Raw genomic sequence first — 24,369 nt, 5'->3', positions numbered from 1 at the left:
GGCCATAGTGGGTGACAGCCCCGTACGCGTAATGCAATCAATCGTCCTCGAGTAAGGCGGGACACGTGAAATCCTGTCTGAAATTGGGGGGACCACCCTCCAAGCCTAAGTACTCGTGCATGACCGATAGCGAACTAGTACCGTGAGGGAAAGGTGAAAAGCACCCCGACAAGGGGAGTGAAAGAGTACCTGAAACCGGTTGCCTACAAACAGTGGAAGCCCAAGGTTCGTCCTGGGTGACCACGTACCTTTTGTATAATGGGTCAGCGACTTAGTGTGACGAGCAAGCTTAAACCGCTAGGTGTAGGCGCAGCGAAAGCGAGTCTGAACAGGGCGTTCAGTTCGTCGCATTAGACCCGAAACCGAGTGATCTAGCCATGAGCAGGTTGAAGGTAAGGTAACACTTACTGGAGGACCGAACCCATAACTGTTGCAATAGTTCGGGATGACTTGTGGCTAGGGGTGAAAGGCCAATCAAACTCGGAAATAGCTGGTTCTCCGCGAAATCTATTTAGGTAGAGCGTCGACCGAATACCCCAGGGGGTAGAGCACTGGATGGGCTAGGGGTCCTCACCGGATTACCAAACCTAACCAAACTCCGAATACCTGGGAGTACTAGTCGGCAGACACACGGCGGGTGCTAACGTCCGTCGTGAAAAGGGAAACAACCCTGACCTACAGCTAAGGTCCCCAAGTTATGGCTAAGTGGGAAAGGATGTGAGGATCCCAAAACAACCAGGATGTTGGCTTAGAAGCAGCCATCATTTAAAGAAAGCGTAACAGCTCACTGGTCTAAATAAGGGTCTTTGCGCCGAAAATGTAACGGGGCTAAAGCCATACACCGAAGCTTAGGGTTTGGTCCGCAAGGGCCAAGCGGTAGCGGAGCGTTCTGTAAGCTGACGAAGCCATACCCGTGAGGGGTGGTGGAGGTATCAGAAGTGCGAATGCTGACATGAGTAACGTAAGGGGAGTGAGAGACTCCCCCGCCGAAAGACCAAGGGTTCCTGCTTAAAGCTAATCTGAGCAGGGTTAGCCGGCCCCTAAGACGAGGCGGAAACGCGTAGTCGATGGGAACCACGTTAATATTCGTGGGCTTGGAGGTAGTGACGGATCATTGAGGTAGTCCAATCTTATCGGATTGAACGGGCTGCTGCGTGGTTCCAGGAAATAGCTCCTCCTTATAAACCGTACCCGAAACCGACACTGGTGGTCTGGTAGAGTATACCAAGGCGCTTGAGAGAACTATGCTGAAGGAACTCGGCAAATTGCACGCGTAACTTCGGAAGAAGCGTGACCCTTTTCCACGCAAGTGGAGGAGGGTGGCACAGACCAGGGGGTAGCGACTGTTTATCAAAAACACAGGGCTCTGCGAAGTCGCAAGACGACGTATAGGGTCTGACGCCTGCCCGGTGCTGGAAGGTTAAGAGGAGGGGTGCAAGCTCTGAATCGAAGCCCCAGTAAACGGCGGCCGTAACTATAACGGTCCTAAGGTAGCGAAATTCCTTGTCGGGTAAGTTCCGACCTGCACGAATGGCGTAACGACTTCCCCGCTGTCTCCAGCATAGACTCAGTGAAATTGAATTCCCCGTGAAGATGCGGGGTTCCTGCGGTTAGACGGAAAGACCCCGTGCACCTTTACTATAGCTTTACATTGGCATTCGTAGTGGCATGTGTAGGATAGGTGGTAGGCTTTGAAACCTGGGCGCCAGCTCAGGTGGAGCCACCCTTGAAATACCACCCTTATCACTATGGATGTCTAACCGCGGCCCGTTATCCGGGTCCGGGACAATGTATGGTGGGTAGTTTGACTGGGGCGGTCGCCTCCTAAAGAGTAACGGAGGCGCGCGATGGTGGGCTCAGAACGGTCGGAAATCGTTCGCTGAGTGCAATGGCATAAGCCTGCCTGACTGCGAGACTGACAAGTCGAGCAGAGACGAAAGTCGGTCATAGTGATCCGGTGGTCCCGCGTGGAAGGGCCATCGCTCAACGGATAAAAGGTACGCCGGGGATAACAGGCTGATGACCCCCAAGAGTCCATATCGACGGGGTTGTTTGGCACCTCGATGTCGACTCATCGCATCCTGGGGCTGGAGCAGGTCCCAAGGGTATGGCTGTTCGCCATTTAAAGCGGTACGTGAGTTGGGTTCAGAACGTCGTGAGACAGTTCGGTCCCTATCTGCCGTGGGTGTAGGAATATTGAAAGGATCTGTCCCTAGTACGAGAGGACCGGGATGGACGGATCTCTGGTGGACCTGTTGTGGCGCCAGCCGCATAGCAGGGTAGCTATATCCGGACGGGATAACCGCTGAAGGCATCTAAGCGGGAAACCCACCTTAAAACGAGTATTCCCTGAGAACCGTGGAAGACGACCACGTTGATAGGCCGGGTGTGGAAGAGCGGCAACGCTTGAAGCTTACCGGTACTAATAGTTCGATCGGCTTGATCGTTCTCATTCCTAATACCCATTTGATGAAGTCAAATGGTCTGACCAGCGCTCACGCATGAGCGGCCCTTACGGGCCTATGCTTAAGCGAGGGCGCCGGACGACCGGCGACGCGCAGTCGCGCTTGCGGGCTTTGCCCGAAGCAACCTGCAAAGCATCGCCTTGGCGCGGAAAGACGGGCAACGGCACGGCCGGATGGCAAGCAGGTATCCCCTACTCACCATTCCCTACTGCCTAATCCCTAACCCAGCTTCTCGAATAACGTGCGTTTTGCCGACCTGGTGGTTATGGCGGAGCGGCTGCACCCGATCCCATTCCGAACTCGGCCGTGAAACGCTCCAGCGCTGATGGTACTTCGTCTCAAGACGCGGGAGAGTAGGTCGCTGCCAGGTCTGCAAAACGCACGTTCAAACTCTCATCCAATCGGATGACAGTGAAATCTTCTCTGCACATCGTTCGATGCATGTCGTTGCCCCAAACCGCTAACTCTTTTGGGCAACATGCATAAAGGCCCGCCAAGGGATCCCGGGCCGCTCTAAGCGGCCCTTTCATTTGGTGGAGACAGAATACCGCAATCGCCACAAGGCGATCATGGTGGTGACGCGGGGTGGAGCAGCCCGGTAGCTCGTCAGGCTCATAACCTGAAGGTCACAGGTTCAAATCCTGTCCCCGCAACCAAACAAAACGGCCCGCCTGGCTCTATGCCGGCGGGCCGTTCGCGTTCCGATCTCATATTGCTGCGGACGACTTGTTTCGGGTACCGACCTTCTGCCGCGGTTGCATTCACGCCACGACACTGCCGCGCGATCGCTTTCTCTCGGCGGCGGCGAGCAGGTCCACAAACGCGCGCACCTTGGCGGGCCTGAACCTTGCCGGCGGAAAGACGGCGTGGATGCCGCCGGTGGGCAAGGCCCAGTCGGCAAAGACCGGCACCAGCCGCCCCTCGGCGATGTCGTCGCTGACGCTGTAGTCGGGAAACACACCCAGCCCTATGCCGGCAAGCACGCAGGCATGGGCAGCCGGGCTCTTGTCGCATGTGATGACCGGGTTGAGTTCGGTCAGTACCTCGTCGCCATCCCTGGAAAACAGCCATTGGCCGACGCCGCGAAGCTGGGCGTTTCCGACCCAGGCCAGCGACCGCGCCTGCCGCGGGCTCACGCCCTGCGGCAGGCTTGCGGCGAACGCAGGACTTGCCACCACGATCTGCCGGATCGTGCCCAAGCGCCGCGCCTGGTTGGAGGAATCAGCAAGCCAGCCGACGCGGATGCCGAGGTCGATCTGCTCGTCGACCAGATTGCTTACCGCGTCGTCGAAGATCACCTCGACGCGCATATGCGGATAAGTTCTCAGATAGGCGGCGATGACCGGTGCAACCACCTTCGTGCCGTAGTCGAGCGGCGCCGTCAGTCTCAACATTCCAGCCGGTTCGACGGCCGCGCGCGAAATCTCGCCATAGGCGGCCTCCGCTTCCCGCAGGATTATCATCGCACGATCATAGAAGAGGCGTCCCTCTTCGGTCGGCGCGACACGCCGTGTCGTTCGTCGCATGAGTGTCGCGCCCAACTCCTCCTCGAGCTTGCCGATCTGATGGCTGACCACGGCTTTGGCGACGCCAAGCCGGTCGGCCGCCGATGTGAAGGAGCCGGTCTCCATCACGGTGGTGAAGTAGACCAGTCGATTGAGGTTCAGCAGGTCAGCCACGGCGATCGCTTTGTATGAACTGGTCAGACAATCTATATTATTGGATGGTGTTTATCGCAAGATCGTTGTCTGCCACATAGGAGCAACAGATTTTGGCAATCCAGACCGCTGCACGCCGCGCCAAGGGATATCAGGCAATCATGAGCAATTCGGATGTGATTTATCTTTTCGATCCGCTCTGCGGCTGGTGCTACGGCGCCGCCCCGATGCTGGACAAATTGGCTGCCAGCGGCGTGCGCGTCGAATTGCTGCCGGCTGGTCTGTTTTCGGGAGCGGGCGCGAGGCCGATGGATGAAGGTTTTGCCGCTCACGCCTGGGCGAACGACCAGCGTATCGAGCGTCTGACCGGACAAGCATTCACGCAGCCCTATCAGCACAATGTCCTCGGCATCCGTGGCACCTTGCTGGACTCGCATGCGGCGACCCTCGGCATCAGCGCCGCCGGCCTGGAAGACCCAAGCCGCCGGTGGACCGCGCTCAAGGCAATCCAACGTGCGCGCTATGTCGACGGTCGCGATATCGTGACTGTCGAAGGCGTGGCTGCCGTGCTCGGCGGCGCGGGCATGATGGATGCCGCCGCGATCCTGAAGAGCCCGACCGAAACCTTGCTGATGGCGCACCTCGACCTGGTCAATCGTGGCCGCGCGCTATTCCAGCGCTTGCATGCCAACGGCGTGCCTTCGCTGGCGGTCATCCGCAACGAAGCGCCTCGGCTCATCGGTTCGAACGCGCTGTTCGGCAGCTTTGACAATCTTGTCGCCCATATAGCGGCGGCGTAATCCCCAACCGACCTCCAACAAGGACTGGAAAAGAACATGGCAAACCTCGCTCTCATCGGTGCATCCGGCGCTGTCGGCTCGCGCATACTCAAGGAACTCTCCGATCGTGGCCACACGGTCACCGGTATCGCCCGCAGCCCTGAAAAAATTGCCGCGCTGCCCGGCGTGACCGCCAAGAAGGGCGATGTCTTCGACAAGGAAGGCCTTGCCGAGTTGATCCGCGACCATGACGCGGTGATCAGCGCGGTGCATTTCGTGGATAGCGACCCCGACACGCTGATCGCCGCGGTGCGTGCCTCGGGCGTGAAGCGCTATCTCGTCGTGGGCGGCGCGGGCAGTCTCGAAGTCGCGCCCGGCAAGCGTCTGGTCGATACCGCCGAATTTCCTGCGATCTACAAGGCCGAGGCACAGAAGGGCGCCGACTTCCTGGACAAGTTGAAGACAGTCAGCGACCTCGACTGGACGTTCCTGTCGCCGTCCGCGATGTTCGTCCCAGGTGAGCGCACCGGCAAGTTCCGCGTCGGCAAGGATACGCTTCTCGCCTCGGATAAGGGTAGCAGCATCTCCTTCGAGGACTATGCGATCGCGATGGTCGACGAGATCGAAAAGCCGACACATGTCAGGCAGCGCTTCACCGTCGGCTATTGATTGAAAGGACCGACGCGTCGCCGGCCAAACTCGCGCGCAGCCATGCGGCGATGGCCTCGAAGTCGATCGGCTGCGTCGTATCGACGTCGAACAGCGGCCCTCGCCGCAGCGGTTCGGCGCGCTTGGCCAGCTCGATCAATTCGGGGATATAGGCGGCGCCGGGATGACCCGGGAGGCGCTGACCTAGCCGGGCGCCGTAGCGTTCGGCCAGAACTTCGCCCGGCGCGTGGCACCAGATTTCGGCCGTGTGTTCCACGCCGGCGTTGCGCAGATGATCCTCGAGCACTTGCCGCGGCTGGAAGCCGAACCAGGCATCGACGATGAAGGTGCTGCCGGCCGGGGCGTCGCCGACGAGCGACCAGATTGCCTGGTAGCTGGCGCGGCCCAGCGTGCGGTTGAATTCGCGGTCGCCGCCGCCGAGCACTTCGAGGAACGGGTTCTTGACCGTATCGAGCGCGAGCAGCGGCCATCCCATGCGGTCGGCGATGCCGCGTGATACCGTGCTCTTTCCGCTGGCCGGGATGCCGTTGACGAGCACGGCGCGTCTGGCGCGGCCGGGCTGAACGGAAAGCGATGTCGATGTCGGTGCCGAAAGCGCCTGGAGACCGGCGCCGATCACTCCGGCGTCGTCGCCGAGCTGCGCCGGCGCCACCGGGCATTGGTACCACGGCGCCAGCGCCGGCGCGTGGCCAAGCGCTCTGTGTGCCGCCCGGCCAAGACCGCCGCCAAGCAGGACGAGGTCGGGGTCGAACACGGCAACGGTGGTATCGATGGCCGCGCGCAGTGGCCTCGCCCAGGCTTCCAATATGCCTCGCGCCTGGATGTCGCCGGCGGCATCGCGGGCAAAGAGTTGGTCGACCGAAACCTCGGGACCAAGGCCAGCCCGCGCTATGTGACGGCCGAGCGCCGTACCCGAACTGGTGGTTTCGACACAGCCGCGCCGCCCGCAAGCGCAGAGTTCGCCGTTGACATCGACGGTGATGTGCCCCAGTTGCCCCGCTGTTGCTCGGCCGCGCATGATCCGTCGGTTCTGGACGACGGCGCCGCCAATGCCGGTGCCGATGGTGAACATGGCGATGTTGTCGTGGCCTTGGCCGGCGCCAAGCGCCATCTCGGCTGCCAGCGCCATGTTGCAGTCATTGTCGACGATGACAGGCTTGCCGGTCATGCTTTCCAGCCGCTGCGCGAGCGCGACCGAAGCGAGGTTGACATAGCCTCCCGACAGGACCGCGCCGCGCCGCGCGTCGACGCGGCCGGGAACGCCGACGCCGATGGCCGCCACATCAGGCGTATCGAGAAGGCGCGCCATGTCGGCGATGCGGCCAAGCACCAGCTCCGCGTCGGCCGCGCTCTTTTCGGAAAGACGTTCGAGGATTTCACCGGCGCCCGAGATGCGGGCGGCACGCAAATTGGTGCCGCCTATATCGATCCCTATGGCCATCGACTTTTGTGGCATGACGTCCTGCACGTGCCGGCGCTCAAACGTGGATATCAGGCGGCAGCCTTCCGCCGATAGTGCCCGATCACCGCCTGGATCTCTCGCAGTCGCGGCACCGCGATGGTCTTAAGTCTTTCGCGCTGAATGTCACGATCGAGCGAGATGCAGTCCTTCCACAGCGATCGGCCGGCGATGACGCCGGAGGCGCCATTTTGCATGGCGACCTCGACCTGGCCAAGGAAAGTGGTGTGGTTGACGCCGGCCGAAAGTACGGCCCACGGCACTTCGCCGGCCATTTCAGTGATGTTGGCGCAGGCTTCCGGCGTTCCGGGGTAGGGAAGCTTCAGCACCTTCGCGCCGCATTCCAGCGAAATCCTCGTACCCTCCTCGACCAGCCAGGGCGTCTTGGCCGCATAGTCCTCGGGGCTTTCCCCTTCGAGCTGATAGGTCAGGAATTCGACGACGAGCAGCAGGTCCTCTTTGCCGAAGTCGGCGATGCATTGGCGCAGGAGGGCAATGTTGTGTTCGTTGGCTTCAGGCTTGTCGGCTCTGAGATACACCATGATCTTGCCGCCCGTGCCGCCGAGTTCGCGCACGCGCCTCGCGTCAATGCCGGGGACCAGCCGCGACAGCCGATAGCCCTCCGGCGAAACGTCGAAACCGGACGCGTCGAGGCCGATGAGCAGCGCGGTGTCACGGTTCAGTACGCCGTCGTCGACAACTCTCGGCACCGCGCAGAGCGGGTCGAGCAGCACGCAGGACGCCGCACTTGCGAGGTAGCGCGTGATGTCGGCCTTGGTGTCGCCGAGCATGTCGTTGGTGATTCTGGCCTGGTCCTCGGGGTCCGACGCCAACAAGGTGCGCATGCCGCCGCGCTGATCGCAAGCGATGGCCACCATGGCTCCGTCCTTGCCGCATATCTGCTGGTAGCCGCGCAGTTCCGCGGTGGTCATCCTGGTCATGGTTTTCTTCTGTCCGATGTTGGCGCGCCGAGGCGCTGGTCCCGTGGAAACAAATGGTCAGTTTGCCCGCCTGCCGGCAGGATGAGTTTGCCGCCTGATACATCGCCGGCTGCTGGGATAAGCAGCCCAACCGGCGTTTGGCCTGGTATGCCTCAAGTTGCGAGCTCACCGGATTTGCGCGATAACTCGCATCGGCGTATACGTGTGTAACACGTTTCTGAAAGGAATTGCAAGCTGTCTGTTCCCTCCGCCCAGGACGCGACCGCATCGCGCACCATGCTGCACACGGTTGCCAAGTTGCACTATGTGGAGGAGATGTCGCAGGTCGATATAGCGCGGCAGCTCGGTGTCTCCACCGCGACGATTTCGCGCCTGCTGCAGCGGGCGCGGGCCGAAGGGATCGTGCGCATCGAGGTGATCGACCTGGCGACGCCGGAGGATATTACCAGGCAACTTGTCGACGGATTGAAATTGCGGGACGCCGCCGTTGTCGAAACGCCGGCAGCGGGTGCGCTGACGGCGCTTTCCGCCCCGCTTGGCGCTTTGCTCAGGCAGGCGCAACTGGTGGCCGGCTCCGTGGTCGCCATCGGCTGGGGACGCGCCGTGCGCGAGGTCATTCGAGCCGGCCTGCCGCGCATGCCGGGCGTGCTGACTGTGGCCGCGACTGGCGGCATGCAGCAGCACGCGGCGCATTTCCAGGTCAATGAATTCGTGCGGCTCGCCGCCGAAGAGTTTGGCGGGACACCGCACTTTATCCATGCGCCCTATCTGCCGTCCAGCGAGCTGCGTGACGTCTTCCTTGGAGACGCCACCATCCGCGATGCCGTCGCGCTGTGGGACAGGACCGACGTTGCGATCGTCGGCATTGGCCTGCCGCACGCCATCAACCCACCCGAGGCGAGTGCCGCCACGCCGACCGAGCAGGCGCTGGTCCATGCGGCTGGCGACGTCCTTCGCCATTATTTCGATGCGGAAGGCGCCCTGATCGCCTGGGAAGGGGAGAGCCGGATGATCGCCATGTCGCCGGCGCAGCTTCGCGCCGTGCCCCTGGTGATCGGCGTCGCAGCCTCGCCGGAGAAGGCGACGGCCATCATCGGCGCCGTTCGTTCCGGGCTCATCAACACGCTGGTGACGGATACCAAGACGGCTCAGGCCATCCTCGCGGTTCTTGCAACGCGATAGCGGCAGATATGCGGACTGATGCGGCGCTGTCGGTGCGGAGAGAAGCCGCTGCGAAATCGATTGTGTCGCCGGGGAGTCGGGACGATAGTTCGCCCGGGGCTCGGAGGAGCAGTCAGAAGGCGTCTGGAAAGCCGGCGTTGCAGTCGCGGAAAAACCGAGTTGCAATTTATTTCTGCAAAGTGTTACAAATTGCCGATCCGTCGTGCAGGATGCCGGGCGCGATGGTTCCCTGACCTCGCGGAGGCGAGGAAAGTGAGCACGGGATTGTGCGGTCGGCTCGGCCGGCTGATATTTAGACTGGAGGGCGCTTGGGAGGAGCTGCCCGCGAAAGGCAAACAGGCGTTCCGGCCGTCGGCATCCTGCCTCTGAGCGGATAACGGCCATTCCAATGTCACCGAAAACGGCAGAACTGCCAACAATGAGGAGGATGTCATGAAGAAGATCGTTGCCGCGCTCGCGGCGCTTGCCGTCAGCGCAACGGTGCTGATGGCGCCCGCGCAGGCGCAGGACAAAAAATACACCATTGCGCTCATTCCGGGCCTCACGACCGATGGCTTTTACATCACCATGCGCAAGGGTGCCCAAGCGGCCGCCGACGCGCTCGGCGTGAACCTGGTCTTCCAGGGCGCTCCGGACTTCAACCCGGTCACCCAGGTGCCGGTGCTCGACGCGGTCATCGCCAAGAAGCCGGATGCGATCCTGATCGCGCCGACCGACAAGGTCCAGCTGGTCGAGCCGCTGCGCAAGGCCAACGACGCCGGCATTCCGGTCATAACAGTCGATACTTTCATCGGCAGCGGCGTCTACCAGACGGGTGCTGGCGATGCCGATTTCCCGCTGGCCTACATTGCTTCTGACAATGTTCTGGGCGGCGAGATCGCCGCGCGTGCGCTTGCCACCGCCGTCGGCGACAAGGGCAAGGTCTATGTGTCGAACGTCAAGCCCGGCATCTCGACCACCGACCAGCGCGAAGAAGGCTTCAAGAAGGAAATGGCCAAGCATACCGGCATCACCGTGCTGGAGACCCAATTCAATGACGACGACGCCAACAAGGCGGCCTCGCAGCTGCAGGCCGTCTTCGCGCGCAATCCCGATCTGGTCGGCGTGTTCGGCGCCAATCTGTTCTCCGCGCTGGGTGCGGCCAACGGCGTCAAGCAGGCCGGGCAGAGCGGCACCGTCAAGGTCGTTGCCTTCGATGCACCGACCAGCATCGTCGACAACATCAACACCGGCCTGGTGGACGTGGCGATCGCCCAGCATCCCGCCGAGATCGGCTACTTCGGCGTCGTCTCGGCCTATGCCCACCTGACCGGCCATTCAATCCCGGTCACGATCGGCACCGGCTTCACGATCATGGACAAGTCCAACATCGCCGACCCGAACATCTCGAAGTACCTCTACTCCGAGTAGGTCAAGACGAGCTTGGCTCCTCCCGGTCCGCCGGGGGGAGCTCGTGCCGGGTTCCCGAAGGCGGGGCCTGTTTGAACGCAGCCGCGCCGCGGAGTATTCATGACCTCGACATCACCAGCCCAGCCGGCCGAGAAGCATGTCGCCCCCCAGGCCGATCATGGCGATCCGGCCAGGACCCTGATCGGACGCATCGCCGAAGGGCGCGCCTGGTTGTTCCTCGCCGGTCTGATCATCTGTTTCGAGGTATGGTCGAGGTTCGCCTTCGGCGCGACGTTCGTGCTCAACCCGTTCAACCTGCAATCCATCGCAATCTTTGCCATAGCGCCGCTGCTGCTTGCGACCGGACAGACCTTCGTCATCATTTCGGGCGGCATCGATCTGTCGCTGGGGTTCATCATGGGGCTTGCCGCCGTCGTTGCCGCGCATGCCACCAATATGGCGGGCGCCGCCATTCCCTTGCCGCTGGCCATGCTGGCGGGCATCCTCGCCGCGGTGATCGTCGCCGGCTTGCCCGGCATCATCAATGGCCTGCTCATCTCGCGCCTCAGGGTGCCGCCGTTCATCGGCACGCTCGGCATGTTCGGCGTCGCGCGCGGCGTTGCCTTCCTGCTTGCCGGCGGCACGACGGTGCCGGTTCAGAATTCCTGGTTCGCGCTGCTCGGTAATGGCAAGTTCTACGGCGTGCCCTATCTGGTCATGATCGCTGCCGTGTTCGTCATCGTGATGCATTATCTGCTCAGCCAGACACGGTTCGGCCAGCACAATTATGCCATCGGCGCCAATGTGCAGGCGGCGCGGCGCGCCGGCATCGACATCAGGGGCCACATATTGCGGCTCTATGTGCTGTCGGCGATGTGCGCCGGCCTTGGCGGGGCGCTCTACGCGGCGCGCTTCACGGCCGGTGCGGCACAAGCCGGCGAGCCGCTGCTGCTCGACAGCGTCGCGGCGGTCGTCATCGGCGGCGCCAGCCTGTTCGGTGGCTCCGGCACCATCCTGGGCACGGTCGCCGGCGCGCTGGTGATCGCGGTCATCCAGTACGGGCTGGTCTTCGTCAATGTCGAGCCGTTCTGGCAGTTCATCGCCGTTGGCGTCGTCATCATCATTTCCGTGCTCATAGACCAGGCGCAGCGCCGGTTCAGTGGAGGCCGCCAGGATGAATAGCACCGACCAGAACACCCCCTTGCTCGAGGTCCGCAACCTGTCCAAGCATTTCGGCGCCGTGCGCGCGCTCAACGATTTCTCCATGGCCGTGCGGCCGGGCGAAGTGGTGGCGCTGGCCGGCGACAATGGTGCCGGCAAGACGACGCTGATCAAGGCGATCTCGGGCGTGTTCCAGCCGACAGGCGGCGAAATCCTGCTCAGGGGCCAGCCGGTGGCATTCGCGACGCCGCAAGAGGCGCGCGAAAAAGGCATCGAGACGATCTACCAGGATCTGGCTCTCGCCGACAATCTGTCGATCGGTGCCAACATTTTCCTTGGCCGCGAACCGATGCGCAAGGCGTTCGGCTTCCTGCCGGTGCTCGACCGCAAGGCCATGGCCGAGGCGGCCAGGGAGACGATGAAGCGGCTGGATTTCCACGTCAGCCGGATGAACGCCCCGGTCAGCAATTTCTCCGGCGGCCAACGCCAAGCCGTCGCCATCGGCCGCGCTGTCTACTGGGATGCGCAGATCCTCATCATGGACGAACCGACCGCGGCACTTGGCGTGCCGGAACAGCGCAAGGTGATCTCGCTCATCCACCAGCTCAAGGCGCAAGGACGCGGCGTGATCTTCATCTCGCACAATCTGCAGGATATCTTCGCGGTCTCGGACCGCATCGTCGTGCTGCGCCGCGGCGTCCAGGCCGGCGAGCGCAAAATTTCCGAGACCAACCATGACGAGGTCGTCAGGTTGATGGTTGGAGGGTAGGCCGTCCTGTCGGTGTGATCTTGTTCGAAGAGCGGATCATGGTCTGTTTCTGTTCAATCTAGGCGCAGCCGCCACCAGTGCCTTGCCGATGGCCGATCGCGGCGCGTCGATGACGGTTCGGGCATCGCCGCTCTCGGCAATCCGCCCGGCATCGAGAAGGATGACGCGGTGGGCGACCGCCCGGACGACGCCAAGATCATGCGAAATGAAGAGACAGGCGATCCGTTCCTCGCGCTGCAGGTCGAGCAGGAGATCGAGGATCTGGCCGCGCACCGAGACATCGAGCGCCGACACCGCTTCGTCAAGCACGATCAGCGACGGCTTGGTGGCGATGGCGCGGGCAATCGCCACACGCTGCCGCTGACCGCCGGAGATTTCATGGATTGCGCGGGGCGCGAGATCGGCCGCAAGGCCGACCCGCTCCAGCAAGGCGGCGATGCGGCGCGGGCGCTCCGAGCGCGGGGCGACGCCATGAATGCGCAAGGGGTCATCGAGGACGCGCGCCACCGTGGCGCGCGGGTTGAAGGCGGCCAGTGGATCCTGGAACACCATTTGCAGTCGCGCGCGACGGGCTCGAAGTGCCGAGCCGCCCAGAGCCAGGAAATCATCGCCTTCGAATTCAATGCGTCCGCCATCCGGCTCGATCAGGCGCAGCACCAACCGCGCGATGGTCGACTTGCCGCTGCCGGAAGGGCCTGCCAGCGCCAGCGTTTCGCCGGGCTCGATATGAAAGGAGACATCGCTCACCGCAGCAAGGGTCTTGCCGCCGCGACTGTAGCGTTTGGTGAGATTGGACACTGTCAGCAGGCTCATGCATTCAGCCTGCTTCGGTGCAGCAGCGGCTCGGCGTCGAGGTCGACATGGGCGTCGAGCAGCGCGCGGGTATAGGCTTGCGTCGGGGCTTCGACAATCTGCTCGGTCTTGCCAAACTCCACCAACTGGCCGTGGCGGAACACGGCGATGCGTTCGGCAAGCTCGGCGGCGAGCGCAATGTCATGGCTGATGAACAGCAGCGTCATGCCGTCCTCGGCCACAAGCCGTCGAATCAAAGCGACGATCTCGGCCTGCACGATGGTGTCGAGCGCACTGGTCGCCTCGTCGGCGATCAGCAGTTTCGGCCCGGCGGCAATCGCGGCGGCAATCGCCACGCGCTGCTTCTGGCCGCCGGAAAGCTGATGCGGGAAGGCGTGCAGGGCGGAGTCGGGGTCGGGCAAGCGGACGCGTTCGAGAAGGGTTTTGGCTTTGGCATATGCCTGGGCCCATGTGAGGCCGAGATGCGTGCGCGCGACTTCGGCGATTTGTTTGCCGACTGCCATTACCGGATCGAGGCTTGCGGACGGATCCTGGAAGACGAAGCCGATGTCGCGGCCGCCAAGGGAGGCTTGATTGTGACGGTTGAGAGATAGGCGATCCTTCCCACCCCCCTCTATCCTGCCGGAGGGGGGTGCCTTGGCCCCCAACGTTGGCGGTGATCGCATGAACCAGTCGATACTCCCCTCAATCCTGGCGCTCGCCGGCAACAATCCCGCGATCGCCAGCGCCAGCGTGCTCTTGCCCGAACCGCTTTCACCGATGATGGCCAGCCGTTCGCCTGGCTGGATATCGAGAATAATATTCTTCAGCGCGGCGACCTCGCTGCCATCACGGCGGTAGGTCACCGTCAGATCTCGGATCGACGCCAGTCCCGTCACGACAGGCCCCTGCGCACGGCCGTCGTCTCGACGATGCCTTCGCCGGCGAGATAGACGCCGAGCACCGTCAGCACCAGCGCAATGCCCGGGACGATCGAGAGGAACGGCGCGGTGCGCAAGACAGCGCGACCTTCCGCGATCATGCCACCCCAGGTGACCCGGTTGGGGTCGCCAAGACCAAGGAAAGACAGGGCTGCTTCGGTGAGGATCGCGGCGGCGACGATCACCGACGACATCGCCAAGATCGGCGGCAAGGCATTGGGCAGCACCTCGCGAAAGGCGATTTCCAGGGGATGCATGCCAATGACACGGGCACTGGCGACATAGTCGCGTTCGCGAATGGAGAGGACTTCCGCGCGGGCGACCCGCGCCGGCCCCGTCCAGGTGCCGAGCGCTATTGCGACGACGACGACGCCGAGCGAGGGCCCAACCACGCTGACAAAGGCCAGTGCCAGCAGGAAGCCCGGCACGGTCTGGAAAGCATCGGTGACGCGCATCAGCACCTCGTCGATCAGGCCGCCGGCGAAGCCGGCCAGCGTGCCGATCACCGCGCCGAAAGCGAGTGCCGCGGCCGCCGCGGCCAGACCGACGGCCAGCGAGGTACGGGCGCCATGAAACAGCTCGGCCAACACGTCCCGGCCGAGCCGGTCGGTGCCGAGCGGCAGCGACCAGTCCTGGAAAGGCGGCAGCAACGCCGCGCCAGCAATGGCTTGCGGGTCGCCGGGAAACAGCAGCGAGGCCGACAGCGCCATCGCGAAAAGCGCCGCCAGGATGATGGCACCGGCGGCCGCCTCGGGCGTGCGCAGAAAGCGGCGCAGACGGCTCATGCACCGGCCCCGCTGGCGCCGACGCGCGGGTCAAGGAACGCGTAGGCGATGTCGACGACAAGATTGATGACGATGACCAGGACGGCGCTGGTAAGAATGATGCCGAGCAGCAGCGGCGTGTCGCGCGCGGCGACCGCTTCCTGCGCCAGCCGACCAAGGCCGGGCACGGCAAAGACGCTCTCGATGACCACGCTGCCGCCCAGCATCTGCGCCGACTGCAGGCCGAGCATGGTGACCAGCGGCAGCAGCGCATTTCGGGCGACATGAGCAAGCACGATGCGGCGGCGCGACAACCCCCGGGCGCGGGCGGCCAGCACAAAATCCTGGCGCCAGGCCTCGGCCATGCCGGCGCGCATCATGCGCAGATAAAGCGCCAGATAGATGAAACCGAGTGCGCAAACCGGCAGCACCAGATGGATGGCGATGTCGGCGCCGCGGTCGAGACCGGTCTTGTCCGAGGCCAGCGTCTCGACGCCGCCGATCGGCAGCCAGCGCAGGTCGACGGCAAAGATCACGATCAGCACCAGGCCGAGCCAGAAGCCGGGCACCGCGTAGAGAGCCAGCGAGGCGACGGAGAGAAAACGGTCGCGGAAGCTGCCTGGCCTGGCGCCGGCATAGATGCCGAGCACCGAGCCGAGGCCAAAGGAGAGCGCGGTGGCGCTGACCATCAGGATGAGCGTGGTCGGCAGGCGCTCGAGGATGACACCGCGGATCGGCCGGGAAAAAGTGACGGACTGGCCAAGGTCGAGATGCAGCAGTGCCCAGAGGTAGTTGGCGAGCCGCGTCAGCTCCGACTGGTCGAGGCCCCAGCGGTGGCGCAACAGCTCGATCATGCCGGCGTCGCCGCCGGTCGAGACGATGTACGCGTCGACCGCATCGCCGGGCGCTGCTTCTAGCAAAAGGAAAGTGCCGATGGCGACGATCAAAAGCACGAAGATGCTGCCGACGAGGCGACGGCGCAGGAGGACGAGGGCGCGATTCATGCGGATCTCGAATGCGCGATAAGGGACATAACGAAATGTCGAGCCCAGGCGCGCCCCTCTGTCCTGCCGGACATCTCCCCCTCAAGGAGGGGGATTGGCTGCTGCCGACGGCTTTCCTCGCGAATTCTCATCCGCGTGAGTGTGTCACGATTCCAAATATGTGTCCGCCCAGTTCGAGACCGCCCAGCGCGGGTTGTTGGCGATGTTGCCGACCTTGTCACTGGCGACGCTGATAAAACTCCATTCGGCGACGTTGATCAGCGGCAGGTCGGCCGCGACCTGTTTCTGGAACTCCTTGTAGAGGTCGGTGCGCGCCGTGGTGTCGAGCGTTTCGGAGGCCTTGGTGATCAGGGCGTCGAGCGCGTCATTCTTGTAGCCGCCCTGATTGGAAAACGGCACGCCATCGGGAATGCCGCTCTGCACCAGGATGGTGGTCGAGATCGCCGGGTCGCCGCGGAAAACCGGCGGACCGACCGCAAGGTCGAAGGCGTGGTCGGTATAGACCGCCTTGATGTGGGCGGCCGAGTCGTTGTTGACCAGCTGCGCGTCGATGCCTATTGCCGCGAGCGCCTGGCGCAGGTAGTCGCCGAACTGTTTCGTCTCATTGAAATAGGGGGCAGGCAAGAGCCTGAGCGAGAAGCGGTTGCCGTCGGCGCCTTTCTTATAACCAGCTTCGTCGAGCAGCGCGTTGGCCTTGGCGACGTCGAAGGCATAGATCGGCACGTCGGCGGTGTAGAATTGCGGATCGTTCTTCGGCACCGGGCCGGTGGCCGTGGCGGCGTAGCCGAGGAACACTGTCTTGACGACGAAGTCCTTGTCGATGGCGTGCGCGATGGCCTGGCGCACCTTGAGGTCGGCCAATTCCTTGCGGCGATGGTTGATCTCGACCACGAGCTGGTAGGTCAGACCCTCATAGCCCTTGGTGATGACCTTCAGGCCGGGAACCTTGGAGATGCGGTCGAGATCGGCCAGCGGCACGGCCGAGAAAGCCGCGAGCTGGATTTCCTCGGCCTCCAGCGCGGCGGCGGCCGAGGTACGGTCGGGCAGGACCTGATAGATGATCTCGTCAAGATAGGGCTCGTCCTTGCCCCAGTAGTCGGCGTTCTTCGTCAGCCGGTAGTACTGGCCGGCCTTATACTCGCCGAACTTGAACGGACCCGTACCGATCGGTGCGTTGTTGGCGGGGTTGTCCTCGATCTTGCCGACTTCGTAGATGTGCTTCGGAACCACGCTCGACAGCGCCGGCAAGGCGTTGCGGATTAGCTGGAACGGCGTCGGCTTGGCGAATTTGAACACGGCGGTCAGATCGTCTGGCGTGTCGACCGTGCTGAGATCCTTGAACACGGTGCGGCCGAGATTCTGCAGCGGCTTCCATATCTGCAGCGCCGAGAAGGCGACGTCGGCCGAGGTGAACGGCTTGCCGTCATGCCATTTGACTCCTTCGCGCAGCTTGAAGGTCGCCGAGAGACCGTCGGCGGCACCTTCCCAGCTCACCGCCAGCCGAGGCGCGAGCCCGTCCTTGCCGTCGAAGGAGGCTTCGGCCAGCGTCTCGACGATCTTGCTGGAGATGAAGAAAACGCCGTTGGAGGCGACGATCGCCGGGTTGAGATTGCGCGGCTCGGAATCGGCGGCAAGCACGAGCCGTCCGCCCTTCTTTGGCGTCTGCGTCCAGCCCAGGGCCGGCATGGCGGTGGACGCCAGCAGCATTGCCGACCCGGTAAGCACGGTGCGTCTGGAAATGGTGAAACCTGACATGATCGAACTCCGTCCTCTCCTCCACCCGACCGGGCGCGGCCTCGAACGCCGGCGCGCGCATCGGCAGCCTTGCGGCGGGGATTATGGGCCTTGCCGAGGGTTTCGCCAGAGACGGAATTGGCGCATCCCTGCTTGGCTTTGAAATTTCCGTCCGCTGGACCAGTTTAGCACAAGTCCAGTCAATTCGGTTGGCTGGTAGGACCAGATTTCCGGATATGTGGACAAATGACGCTTTGGTGACCGCCCTGGCGCTGTGTTCGTAAACATTCTGGCTGGACCAGAGCGAGAAAAATGGTGCAGATTTGACCGCGAGCCGGCGGATCGGGTGCGAAACAGCGCCGATCCCGGGCAATTCTGGGAGAGAGTGATGAACATTGCGCCGGGCAAGAGTGCCGTCAGCGATATCCCGTTCGAGCAGGCCAGGGTCGACCGGCTGATGGAGGAGGCCGGCATCGACGTGCTGCTCGCGACCTCCAAGCACAACACGCAGTATCTGCTGGGCGGCTACAAGTTCATCTTCTTCGCCGCCATGGATGCGATCGGCCACAGCCGCTATTTGCCGATCGTGGTCTACGAGAAGGGCGGGCCGGATCATGCAGCCTATATCGGCAACCGCATGGAAGGCGGCGAGCACCAGAACCACCCGTTCTGGACGCCGACGCTGCATGCTGCCTGCTGGGGTACCCTCGACGCCGCCAATCTTGCCGTCGAGCATGTCAGGAAGATCGGCAAGGGCGATGCCCGCATCGGTATCGAGCCCGGTTTCCTGCCGTCGGACGCCTATGCGCTGATCCGCAAGGCATTGCCCGACGCGAAGCTGATCGATGCGACTGACATGCTGGAACGCATGCGTGCCATCAAGACCGACGCGGAGTTGGAGAAGCTGCGCACGGCCTCCGAGCTGATCACCGATTCCATGCTGGCGACCATCGCCTGGGCGCGCGAGGGCACGACCAAGGCCGAGATGATCGAGCAGATCAGGCGCGAAGAGACCAATCGCGGTGCGCATTTCGAATATTGCCTGCTCACGCTGGGCTCCAGCCACAATCGCGCCACCTCCCCGCAAGCGTGGAAGAAGGGCGAGGTGCTGTCGATCGATTCCGGCGGCAATTATCACGGTTATATTGGCGATCTCTGCAGGATGGGCATTCTGGGCGAACCCGATGCCGAGCTCGAGGATCTGCTGGCCGAGGTCGAGACGGTGCAGCAGGCGGCCTTCTCGAAGGTGAAGGCGGGCACGCTTGGCGGCGACATGATTTCTCATGCGGAGAGTGTGCTGAAGACATCCAAGGTCGCGCCCTATACGGATTTCTTCGCCCACGGCATGGGCCTGATCACGCACGAGGCGCCGTTCCTGATGACCAACCACCCAGTGACTTATGAAGGCACCTATGCGGCCAAGCCGCTGGAGAAAAACATGGTGCTGTCGGTGGAGACCACCATGCTTCACCCGACGCGCGGCTTCATCAAGCTGGAGGATACGCTGGCGGTGACCGAGAGCGGGTACGTGATGTTTGGCGATCGGGGCCGGGGATGGAATAGGGGTGGGACGGCCTAATTTTGGAGGCAGGCGCTGCCCCTCATCCGCCCTTCGGGGCGGCGCTGCCTCTAGTAGAATAGATTGATCAACTGCCCGCCGGGATTAGCCTGAAATCCGGCAGTTCGCGCAGGCCCAGTTCCGGCCCGGCCGGCGAATAGACGACGAACAGCTGCATGGGCCCGTCGCCGGTGTTGAGCGTCGAATGGAAGCGGCTTTCCGGCACGTAAATGGTGCAGCCGGGGCCGACCTTCTCCACCACTGGATTGCCCTTCTCATCCTCGACCATCTGCTCGCCATGGCCCGAGATGACGAAGATAATCTCTTCCGCGCCCGGATGGTTGTGGCGGGTATGGCCCTTGCCTGAGGGCAGGTCGACGACGCCGCCGGAAAAGCGGGTCGCGCCGTTCACTTCAGGTGCCACCGTCAAAGACAGTTTTCCCCAGTCGAAGCCGAAGGCGCTGACGTCCTTCGGGTAGACAAACACCTTGCTCCTGTCGGTCATCTCTCTCATCCCTTCTTGTTCTTTGCGGCGGCGCCGAGCGTCACCGCCTTGAAATCCGCCGTCTGCCCGGCGATCGCGGCTTCCGCCGGCAGCCGTTCCATCGAGCTCGCGCCATAAAAGCCGTGCAGGCCCTTGGCGTGGGAGAGGATGTAGCGGGCGTCGTCGGGCATCGAGATCGGGCCGCCATGGCAAAGCAGGATGACATCGTTGCGCACCGAGCGCGCCGCCTCGGCAATGGCGTCGATGGCAATGACGCAGTCGTCGAGCGACTTGGCCGAGGTGGCGCCGATCGAGCCGCCGGTGGTCACGCCCATATGGGCGACGACGACATCGGCGCCCGCCTTGGTCATGGCGCGTGCTTCTTCGGGGTTGAAGACATAGGGCGTGGTCAGGAGGTCGAGCTTGTGTGCCTCGGCGATCATGTCCACCTCTAGGCCGAAGCCCATGCCGGTCTCTTCGAAACTCTGCCGCATCTGGCCGTCGAACAGGCCGATGGTGGGAAAGTTCTGAACGCCGGAAAAGCCCATCGTCTTCAGTTCCGCCAGCAGCAGCGGCATGATGACGAAGGGATCGGTGCCGTTGACGCCGGCCAGCACCGGCGTCTTCTTAACCACCGGCAGCACCTCATAGGCCATCTCCTTGACGATCTCGTTGGCGTTGCCATAGGCGAGCAGGCCGGCGGCCGAGCCGCGACCAGCCATGCGGTAGCGGCCGGAATTGTAGATGATGATGAGGTCGATGCCGCCGGCCTCCTCGGCCTTGGCCGACAGGCCGGTGCCGGCGCCGCCACCGACGATCGGCACGCCTTTGTCGATCATCCCCCGGAACTTTTTCAGTATGTCCTTGCGCGGTATGGCTGGCATGTCTGGGTCTCACTGTCTGGCGATGTCGAGAAAGGCCGCGACCGCCGCCTTGGCAAAGTCCGGATCGTTGATGTGCAGCGGCAGGCGGGTGACGCGGCGCGTCGCACCCGGCCTGATGGTGCGCTCGACGGCTTCGAACAGAGCTGCGTCGGCTTCCGGATCGAAGAAGGCGCCGCCTTCGATGTCGAGCGCGGAAACGCCTTTTTCCGGGATCAGGAAGTGCACCGGGCCTTCGCAGCGGGCGAGCCTTGTGCCGATCCATTCGCCGATCGCGCGGCATTCCCGCGCGGTCGTGCGCATCAGCGTGACGTTCGGATTGTGCTCATAGAACAGCCGGCCGCGATGATGCTCCGGAATGGTCGATGGCGCCCAGAAATTGACCATGTCGAGCGCGCCGACCGAGCCGACATAGGGCAGCTTGGTGCGGGCGATGGCACCGAAACGATCCTGCGTCGCCGGCAGCACGCCGCCAAACAGCAGGTCGCAGACCTCCGTCGTGGTGATGTCGATGACACCCGACAGCAGGCCGCTGTCGGCCAGCTTCTCCATGCTGCGGCCGCCGGTGCCGGTGGCGTGGAAGACCATACAATCATATGTCGAGCGGAGGTGTTCGGCGATTGCCGTCACGCAAGGCGTGGTGACGCCGAACATGGTGAGGCCGATCGAGGCCTTGCCGTCCGCCGCAGGCGCCGGATTGACCGCCATGCCCGCTATCGCCTGGGCGGCGTTGTGCAGCACGACACGAGACAGCCGGTTGAGGCCGGCCATGTCGGTCACCGATGGCATCATGATGATGTCGGACACGTCCACATAGGGGGCGGTGTCGCCCGAGGCCAGCGTCGAGACCATGAGCTTGGGCAGACCGAGCGGCAGCGCGCGCATACCCGCTGCGATGATCGAAGTGCCCCCGCCGCCGCCAATGCCGATGATGCCCGATATGTCGTCGCGGGACTGGACAAAGCGCGTGAAGGCCCCAGCCATTGCCGCAACCGATCTGCCGCGGTCGTCGATGCCGAGCACCGCACCGCGGCCATCGGGATGATGGGCGGCGACCTCTTCAGCCGAGACGTCGACCGGCACGGTCGCGCCTCGCGTGCCGACATCGACACGGCAGACGACGGCACCCGTCGCGGCGATCGCATCGGCCAGGAAGGCGAGTTCCTCGCCCTTGGTGTCGGCGGTGCCCACCACATGGATGCGCTTCATCCGCGCCTCCCTCTGCTGGTTGGTTCGAAGGTGGTGATGCTCATCAGATGAAAGCTTTGTGCGCCGTAGAGCGTCAACGTGGCCACTCCAGGAAAAGGGCTGCCATTGCAAATTTTTGAGACGCGCGTATCGTATTGGCATGGATGTCTCACGTCAACAACCCGCTACGGACGACAACGCCGGGGAGAGAGCCGAGCGCGGACCGCGGGCGCGGACGAAGCGGCTGATGCTGGAGACGGCCACGCGGCTGATGCAGGCGGGTGCGACGCCTTCGGTCAGCGAGGTGGCGGAGGCAGCCGAGGTCTCCCGGGCCACGGCCTACCGTTACTTCCCCAGCCAGGCAGCCCTGGTGCAGGCCGTCGTCGACGAGGGGCTGGGGCCAATCTTGACCTGGAAGTCCACCGCCGCCGATGCCGAGCGCCGCGTCACCGAACTGTTCGATACGGCCATGCCGCGCATCGAGGCCTTCGAGGCGACATTCAAGGCTGCTTTGAAGCTGTCGCTCGATCAATGGGCGCGGCGCCAGGCGGGCACGCTGGGCGGAGAGCCGGCCTTCACGCGCGGCCATCGCGTCGAATTGCTGAAGGAGGCGCTCACGCCGCTCAAGGATCGCTTGCCGCCGCGCGACTTCAAGCGGCTGGCGCAGGCGCTGTCGCTGATCTTCGGCGTGGAGGTGCTGATCGTGCTCAAGGATATATGGGGGCTGGACAGCCGCCGGATGATGTCGGTGGCGCAATGGGCGGCGAGTGCGCTGGTGCGCGCGGCAATCTCGGAGTCGGCTTATGGTGGGGATGGGTCTGCTTCAGGAGCGGCGAAATAGCGCCAATCTGGTTCGACCAGATTTACCTGCATGCCGCTGATCCTAGCCCAAAATGCGCTCGTGGGGCAAGGTCAATGTATATCATACAGTAGGAAAATCATGGGAAAACAGGCAGATAAAGCTTCAATTCGACAGTAACGGCCCAGCCTCGCTTTCAAGAAAGGACTTGACGTCGCCGCAGGATTGGTAATACCAGATCAAGGAAGATAAGCGGATCGAAGGTGAGGGCTGCGATCCATTTCCGGACAGAGCGAGGAGGCTCCGAATTCGGAAAAGCGCGACCACGGGAGGAACTACCAGGGCCGGCTCCGTCGCCGGCTCGTACGACAAGGTAGAATGCGCACAAGGGAGGAAATCATTATGCGCAAGTTAGTGACCAGCATGCTTGCTGGTATCGGCTTAACGCTTGCCTGCGGAACGTCCGTCTACGCGCAGGAAAAGTCGCTCACCATCTTCTGGGCGGAATGGGATCCGGCCAATTACCTGCAGGAACTCGGCAACGAGTACGAGAAGGAAACCGGCGTCAAGATCACGGTGGAGACCACGCCCTGGTCCGACTTCCAGACCAAGGCCTTTACCGAGTTCAACGCCCATGGCGACGCCTATGACCTGGTCGTCGGCGACTCGCAGTGGCTCGGCGCCGGCTCCACCGGCGGCCACTACGTCGACCTGACCGACTTCTTCAAGAAGCATGATCTCGGCAACGTCATGGCACCGGCGACGGTGAAATATTATGCCGAGTATCCCGGCAACAGCGGTAAATACTGGGCGATCCCGCTTGAGGGCGACGCCGTCGGCTGGTCCTATCGCAAGGATTGGTTCGAGGATCCCAAGGAAAAGGAAGCCTTCAAGGCCAAATACGGCTACGACCTCGACGTGCCGAAGGATTTCAAGGCGCTGCGCGACATCGCCGAGTTCTTCCACCGGCCGGATCAGAAGAGATACGGCATCGCCATCTACACCGACAATTCCTACGACGCGATGGCGATGGGCTTCGAGAACGCGCTGTTCTCCTATGGCGGTGAGCTGGGCGACTACACGACCTACAAGGTCGACGGTCACATCAACTCCGACAAGGCAGTGGCCGCGCTCGATGCCTACAAGGAGCTCTACAAGTTCACGCCTCCGGGCTGGGCCAAATCGTTCTTCGTCGAGGACAACCAGGCAATCACGGAAAACCTGGCCGCGATGAGCATGAACTTCTTCGCGTTCTTCCCCTCGCTGATCAACGAGGCGTCGAACCCGAATGCCAAGAACACCGGCTTCTTCGCCAACCCTCCCGGCCCAAATGGCGACCAGTTCGCCGCGCTCGGCGGGCAAGGCATCTCCGTCATCTCGTACTCGAAGAAGCAGGACGAGGCGATGAAGTTCCTCGAATGGTTCATCAAGGACGAGACTCAGAAGAAGTGGGCGGCCCTTGGCGGCTATACCTGCAGCCAGGCGGTGCTCAAGTCGCCTGAGTTCCAGAACGCCACGCCCTACAACAAGGCCTTCTACGAGACCATGTTCAAGGTGAAGGACTTCTGGGCGGTGCCGGAATACGCAGAACTGCTGCAGCAGCTCAACCAGCGCGTCTACCCCTACATGATCGGCGGCAGCGGCACCGCCAAGGAAACGCTGGACGCATTGGCGGGAGACTGGAACGCGACCTTCAAGAAATACGGCCGCGTCCAATAATCCTTCATGTCCCGCGGAGGGGGCGATGTCGCC

20 protein-coding genes, 1 tRNA gene and 2 rRNA genes (1 of these 23 running past the window's edge) are annotated in these 24,369 nt (G+C 62.9%); 12 read left to right on the top strand and 11 right to left on the bottom strand.

Features of this window, described 5'->3' with window-relative positions:
* The 3 genes from FJ527_RS20085 to FJ527_RS20075 form a co-directional block, all read left to right on the top strand.
* Positions 1-2,447: ribosomal RNA gene (locus FJ527_RS20085) — 23S ribosomal RNA — on the top strand (it extends 385 nt beyond the left edge of the window).
* Between the two features lie 273 nt (positions 2,448-2,720).
* Positions 2,721-2,835: ribosomal RNA gene (rrf, locus tag FJ527_RS20080) — 5S ribosomal RNA — on the top strand.
* 209 nt (positions 2,836-3,044) lie between these two features.
* Positions 3,045-3,121, top strand: a tRNA-Met gene (locus FJ527_RS20075).
* 105 nt (positions 3,122-3,226) lie between these two features.
* On the opposite strand, the gene FJ527_RS20070 is transcribed toward FJ527_RS20075, so the two are convergent.
* Entirely contained in the window at positions 3,227-4,144 is a 918-nt protein-coding gene (locus tag FJ527_RS20070; RefSeq protein ID WP_140823940.1) for a LysR family transcriptional regulator, read from the bottom strand.
* Positions 4,145-4,284: 140 nt separating this feature from the next.
* On the opposite strand from FJ527_RS20070, the gene FJ527_RS20065 reads away from it, so the two are divergent.
* Positions 4,285-4,923, top strand: a complete 639-nt coding sequence (locus tag FJ527_RS20065; protein ID WP_140823939.1) for a DsbA family protein — start codon at positions 4,285-4,287, stop codon at positions 4,921-4,923.
* Positions 4,924-4,959: 36 nt separating this feature from the next.
* The gene (locus tag FJ527_RS20060) at positions 4,960-5,571 is read left to right on the top strand and encodes an NAD(P)-dependent oxidoreductase (RefSeq protein WP_015315614.1); all 612 of its coding nucleotides are present in this window, start codon (positions 4,960-4,962) and stop codon (positions 5,569-5,571) included.
* On the opposite strand, the gene FJ527_RS20055 is transcribed toward FJ527_RS20060, so the two are convergent.
* Complete coding sequence (locus tag FJ527_RS20055; RefSeq protein WP_140823938.1) at positions 5,555-7,027, bottom strand: ROK family protein; 1,473 nt, start codon at positions 7,025-7,027, stop codon at positions 5,555-5,557. The genes FJ527_RS20060 and FJ527_RS20055 overlap by 17 nt on opposite strands.
* A gap of 35 nt (positions 7,028-7,062) precedes the next feature.
* On the bottom strand, positions 7,063-7,971 hold the full coding sequence (locus FJ527_RS20050; protein ID WP_140823937.1) for a tagatose-bisphosphate aldolase: 909 nt from the start codon (positions 7,969-7,971) through the stop codon (positions 7,063-7,065).
* Positions 7,972-8,247: 276 nt separating this feature from the next.
* Here FJ527_RS20050 and FJ527_RS20045 point away from each other — a divergent pair, with 276 nt between their 5' ends.
* The 4 genes from FJ527_RS20045 to FJ527_RS20030 all read left to right on the top strand — a co-directional run bounded on the left by FJ527_RS20045 (position 8,248) and on the right by FJ527_RS20030 (position 12,472).
* The gene (locus tag FJ527_RS20045; RefSeq protein ID WP_140661652.1) at positions 8,248-9,153 is read left to right on the top strand and encodes a sugar-binding transcriptional regulator; all 906 of its coding nucleotides are present in this window, start codon (positions 8,248-8,250) and stop codon (positions 9,151-9,153) included.
* Between the two features lie 432 nt (positions 9,154-9,585).
* Positions 9,586-10,563, top strand: coding sequence for an ABC transporter substrate-binding protein (locus FJ527_RS20040; protein WP_015315618.1), 978 nt, complete (start codon positions 9,586-9,588; stop codon positions 10,561-10,563).
* Between the two features lie 99 nt (positions 10,564-10,662).
* On the top strand, positions 10,663-11,724 hold the full coding sequence (locus FJ527_RS20035) for a ribose ABC transporter (RefSeq protein ID WP_140618992.1): 1,062 nt from the start codon (positions 10,663-10,665) through the stop codon (positions 11,722-11,724).
* Positions 11,717-12,472 carry an ATP-binding cassette domain-containing protein gene (locus tag FJ527_RS20030; protein ID WP_140618990.1) on the top strand — a complete coding sequence of 252 codons (756 nt, stop codon included), beginning with the start codon at positions 11,717-11,719 and terminating at the stop codon, positions 12,470-12,472. The genes FJ527_RS20035 and FJ527_RS20030 overlap by 8 nt, the downstream gene beginning before the upstream one ends.
* 36 nt (positions 12,473-12,508) lie before the next feature.
* Here FJ527_RS20030 and FJ527_RS20025 read toward each other — a convergent pair whose 3' ends face one another.
* The 5 genes from FJ527_RS20025 to FJ527_RS20005 form a co-directional block, all read right to left on the bottom strand.
* A complete protein-coding gene (locus tag FJ527_RS20025) occupies positions 12,509-13,285 on the bottom strand; it encodes an ATP-binding cassette domain-containing protein (protein WP_140823936.1) in 777 nt (258 codons plus the stop codon).
* Positions 13,282-14,163 (bottom strand): ABC transporter ATP-binding protein, encoded by an 882-nt coding sequence (locus FJ527_RS20020; RefSeq protein ID WP_181166411.1) that lies wholly within the window; start codon positions 14,161-14,163, stop codon positions 13,282-13,284. Before FJ527_RS20020 ends, FJ527_RS20025 begins: the two co-directional genes overlap by 4 nt.
* A complete protein-coding gene (locus tag FJ527_RS20015; RefSeq protein WP_015315623.1) occupies positions 14,160-14,990 on the bottom strand; it encodes an ABC transporter permease in 831 nt (276 codons plus the stop codon). Before FJ527_RS20015 ends, FJ527_RS20020 begins: the two co-directional genes overlap by 4 nt.
* On the bottom strand, positions 14,987-15,973 hold the full coding sequence (locus FJ527_RS20010) for an ABC transporter permease (RefSeq protein WP_140787802.1): 987 nt from the start codon (positions 15,971-15,973) through the stop codon (positions 14,987-14,989). Before FJ527_RS20010 ends, FJ527_RS20015 begins: the two co-directional genes overlap by 4 nt.
* Before the next feature lie 144 nt (positions 15,974-16,117).
* Positions 16,118-17,728 (bottom strand): ABC transporter substrate-binding protein, encoded by a 1,611-nt coding sequence (locus FJ527_RS20005; protein WP_140618983.1) that lies wholly within the window; start codon positions 17,726-17,728, stop codon positions 16,118-16,120.
* A 367-nt stretch (positions 17,729-18,095) separates the two neighbouring features.
* Here FJ527_RS20005 and FJ527_RS20000 point away from each other — a divergent pair, with 367 nt between their 5' ends.
* Positions 18,096-19,286, top strand: a complete 1,191-nt coding sequence (locus tag FJ527_RS20000) for a Xaa-Pro peptidase family protein (protein ID WP_140618981.1) — start codon at positions 18,096-18,098, stop codon at positions 19,284-19,286.
* Positions 19,287-19,353: 67 nt separating this feature from the next.
* Here FJ527_RS20000 and FJ527_RS19995 read toward each other — a convergent pair whose 3' ends face one another.
* From FJ527_RS19995 to FJ527_RS19985, 3 genes are read right to left on the bottom strand one after another with little or no spacing between them, the layout of a single operon-like run.
* Complete coding sequence (locus tag FJ527_RS19995) at positions 19,354-19,770, bottom strand: cupin domain-containing protein (RefSeq protein ID WP_140823935.1); 417 nt, start codon at positions 19,768-19,770, stop codon at positions 19,354-19,356.
* Positions 19,771-19,775: 5 nt separating this feature from the next.
* The gene (locus FJ527_RS19990) at positions 19,776-20,633 is read right to left on the bottom strand and encodes a phosphoenolpyruvate hydrolase family protein (RefSeq protein WP_015315628.1); all 858 of its coding nucleotides are present in this window, start codon (positions 20,631-20,633) and stop codon (positions 19,776-19,778) included.
* 9 nt (positions 20,634-20,642) lie between these two features.
* Complete coding sequence (locus FJ527_RS19985; protein ID WP_140823934.1) at positions 20,643-21,839, bottom strand: Tm-1-like ATP-binding domain-containing protein; 1,197 nt, start codon at positions 21,837-21,839, stop codon at positions 20,643-20,645.
* A 139-nt stretch (positions 21,840-21,978) separates the two neighbouring features.
* On the opposite strand from FJ527_RS19985, the gene FJ527_RS19980 reads away from it, so the two are divergent.
* Together FJ527_RS19980 and FJ527_RS19975 are read left to right on the top strand one after the other, a co-directional pair.
* Positions 21,979-22,659, top strand: a complete 681-nt coding sequence (locus FJ527_RS19980; protein ID WP_140823933.1) for a TetR/AcrR family transcriptional regulator — start codon at positions 21,979-21,981, stop codon at positions 22,657-22,659.
* 360 nt (positions 22,660-23,019) lie between these two features.
* Complete coding sequence (locus FJ527_RS19975; RefSeq protein ID WP_015315631.1) at positions 23,020-24,336, top strand: ABC transporter substrate-binding protein; 1,317 nt, start codon at positions 23,020-23,022, stop codon at positions 24,334-24,336.
* The last annotated feature ends 33 nt before the right edge of the window (positions 24,337-24,369 follow it).

This window comes from Mesorhizobium sp. B2-4-18, from assembly GCF_006441385.1.
Taxonomy (GTDB): domain Bacteria; phylum Pseudomonadota; class Alphaproteobacteria; order Rhizobiales; family Rhizobiaceae; genus Mesorhizobium; species Mesorhizobium australicum.
Note: the sequence above shows the minus strand (reverse complement) of the source record. Positions and strands in the feature narration are given on the sequence as shown.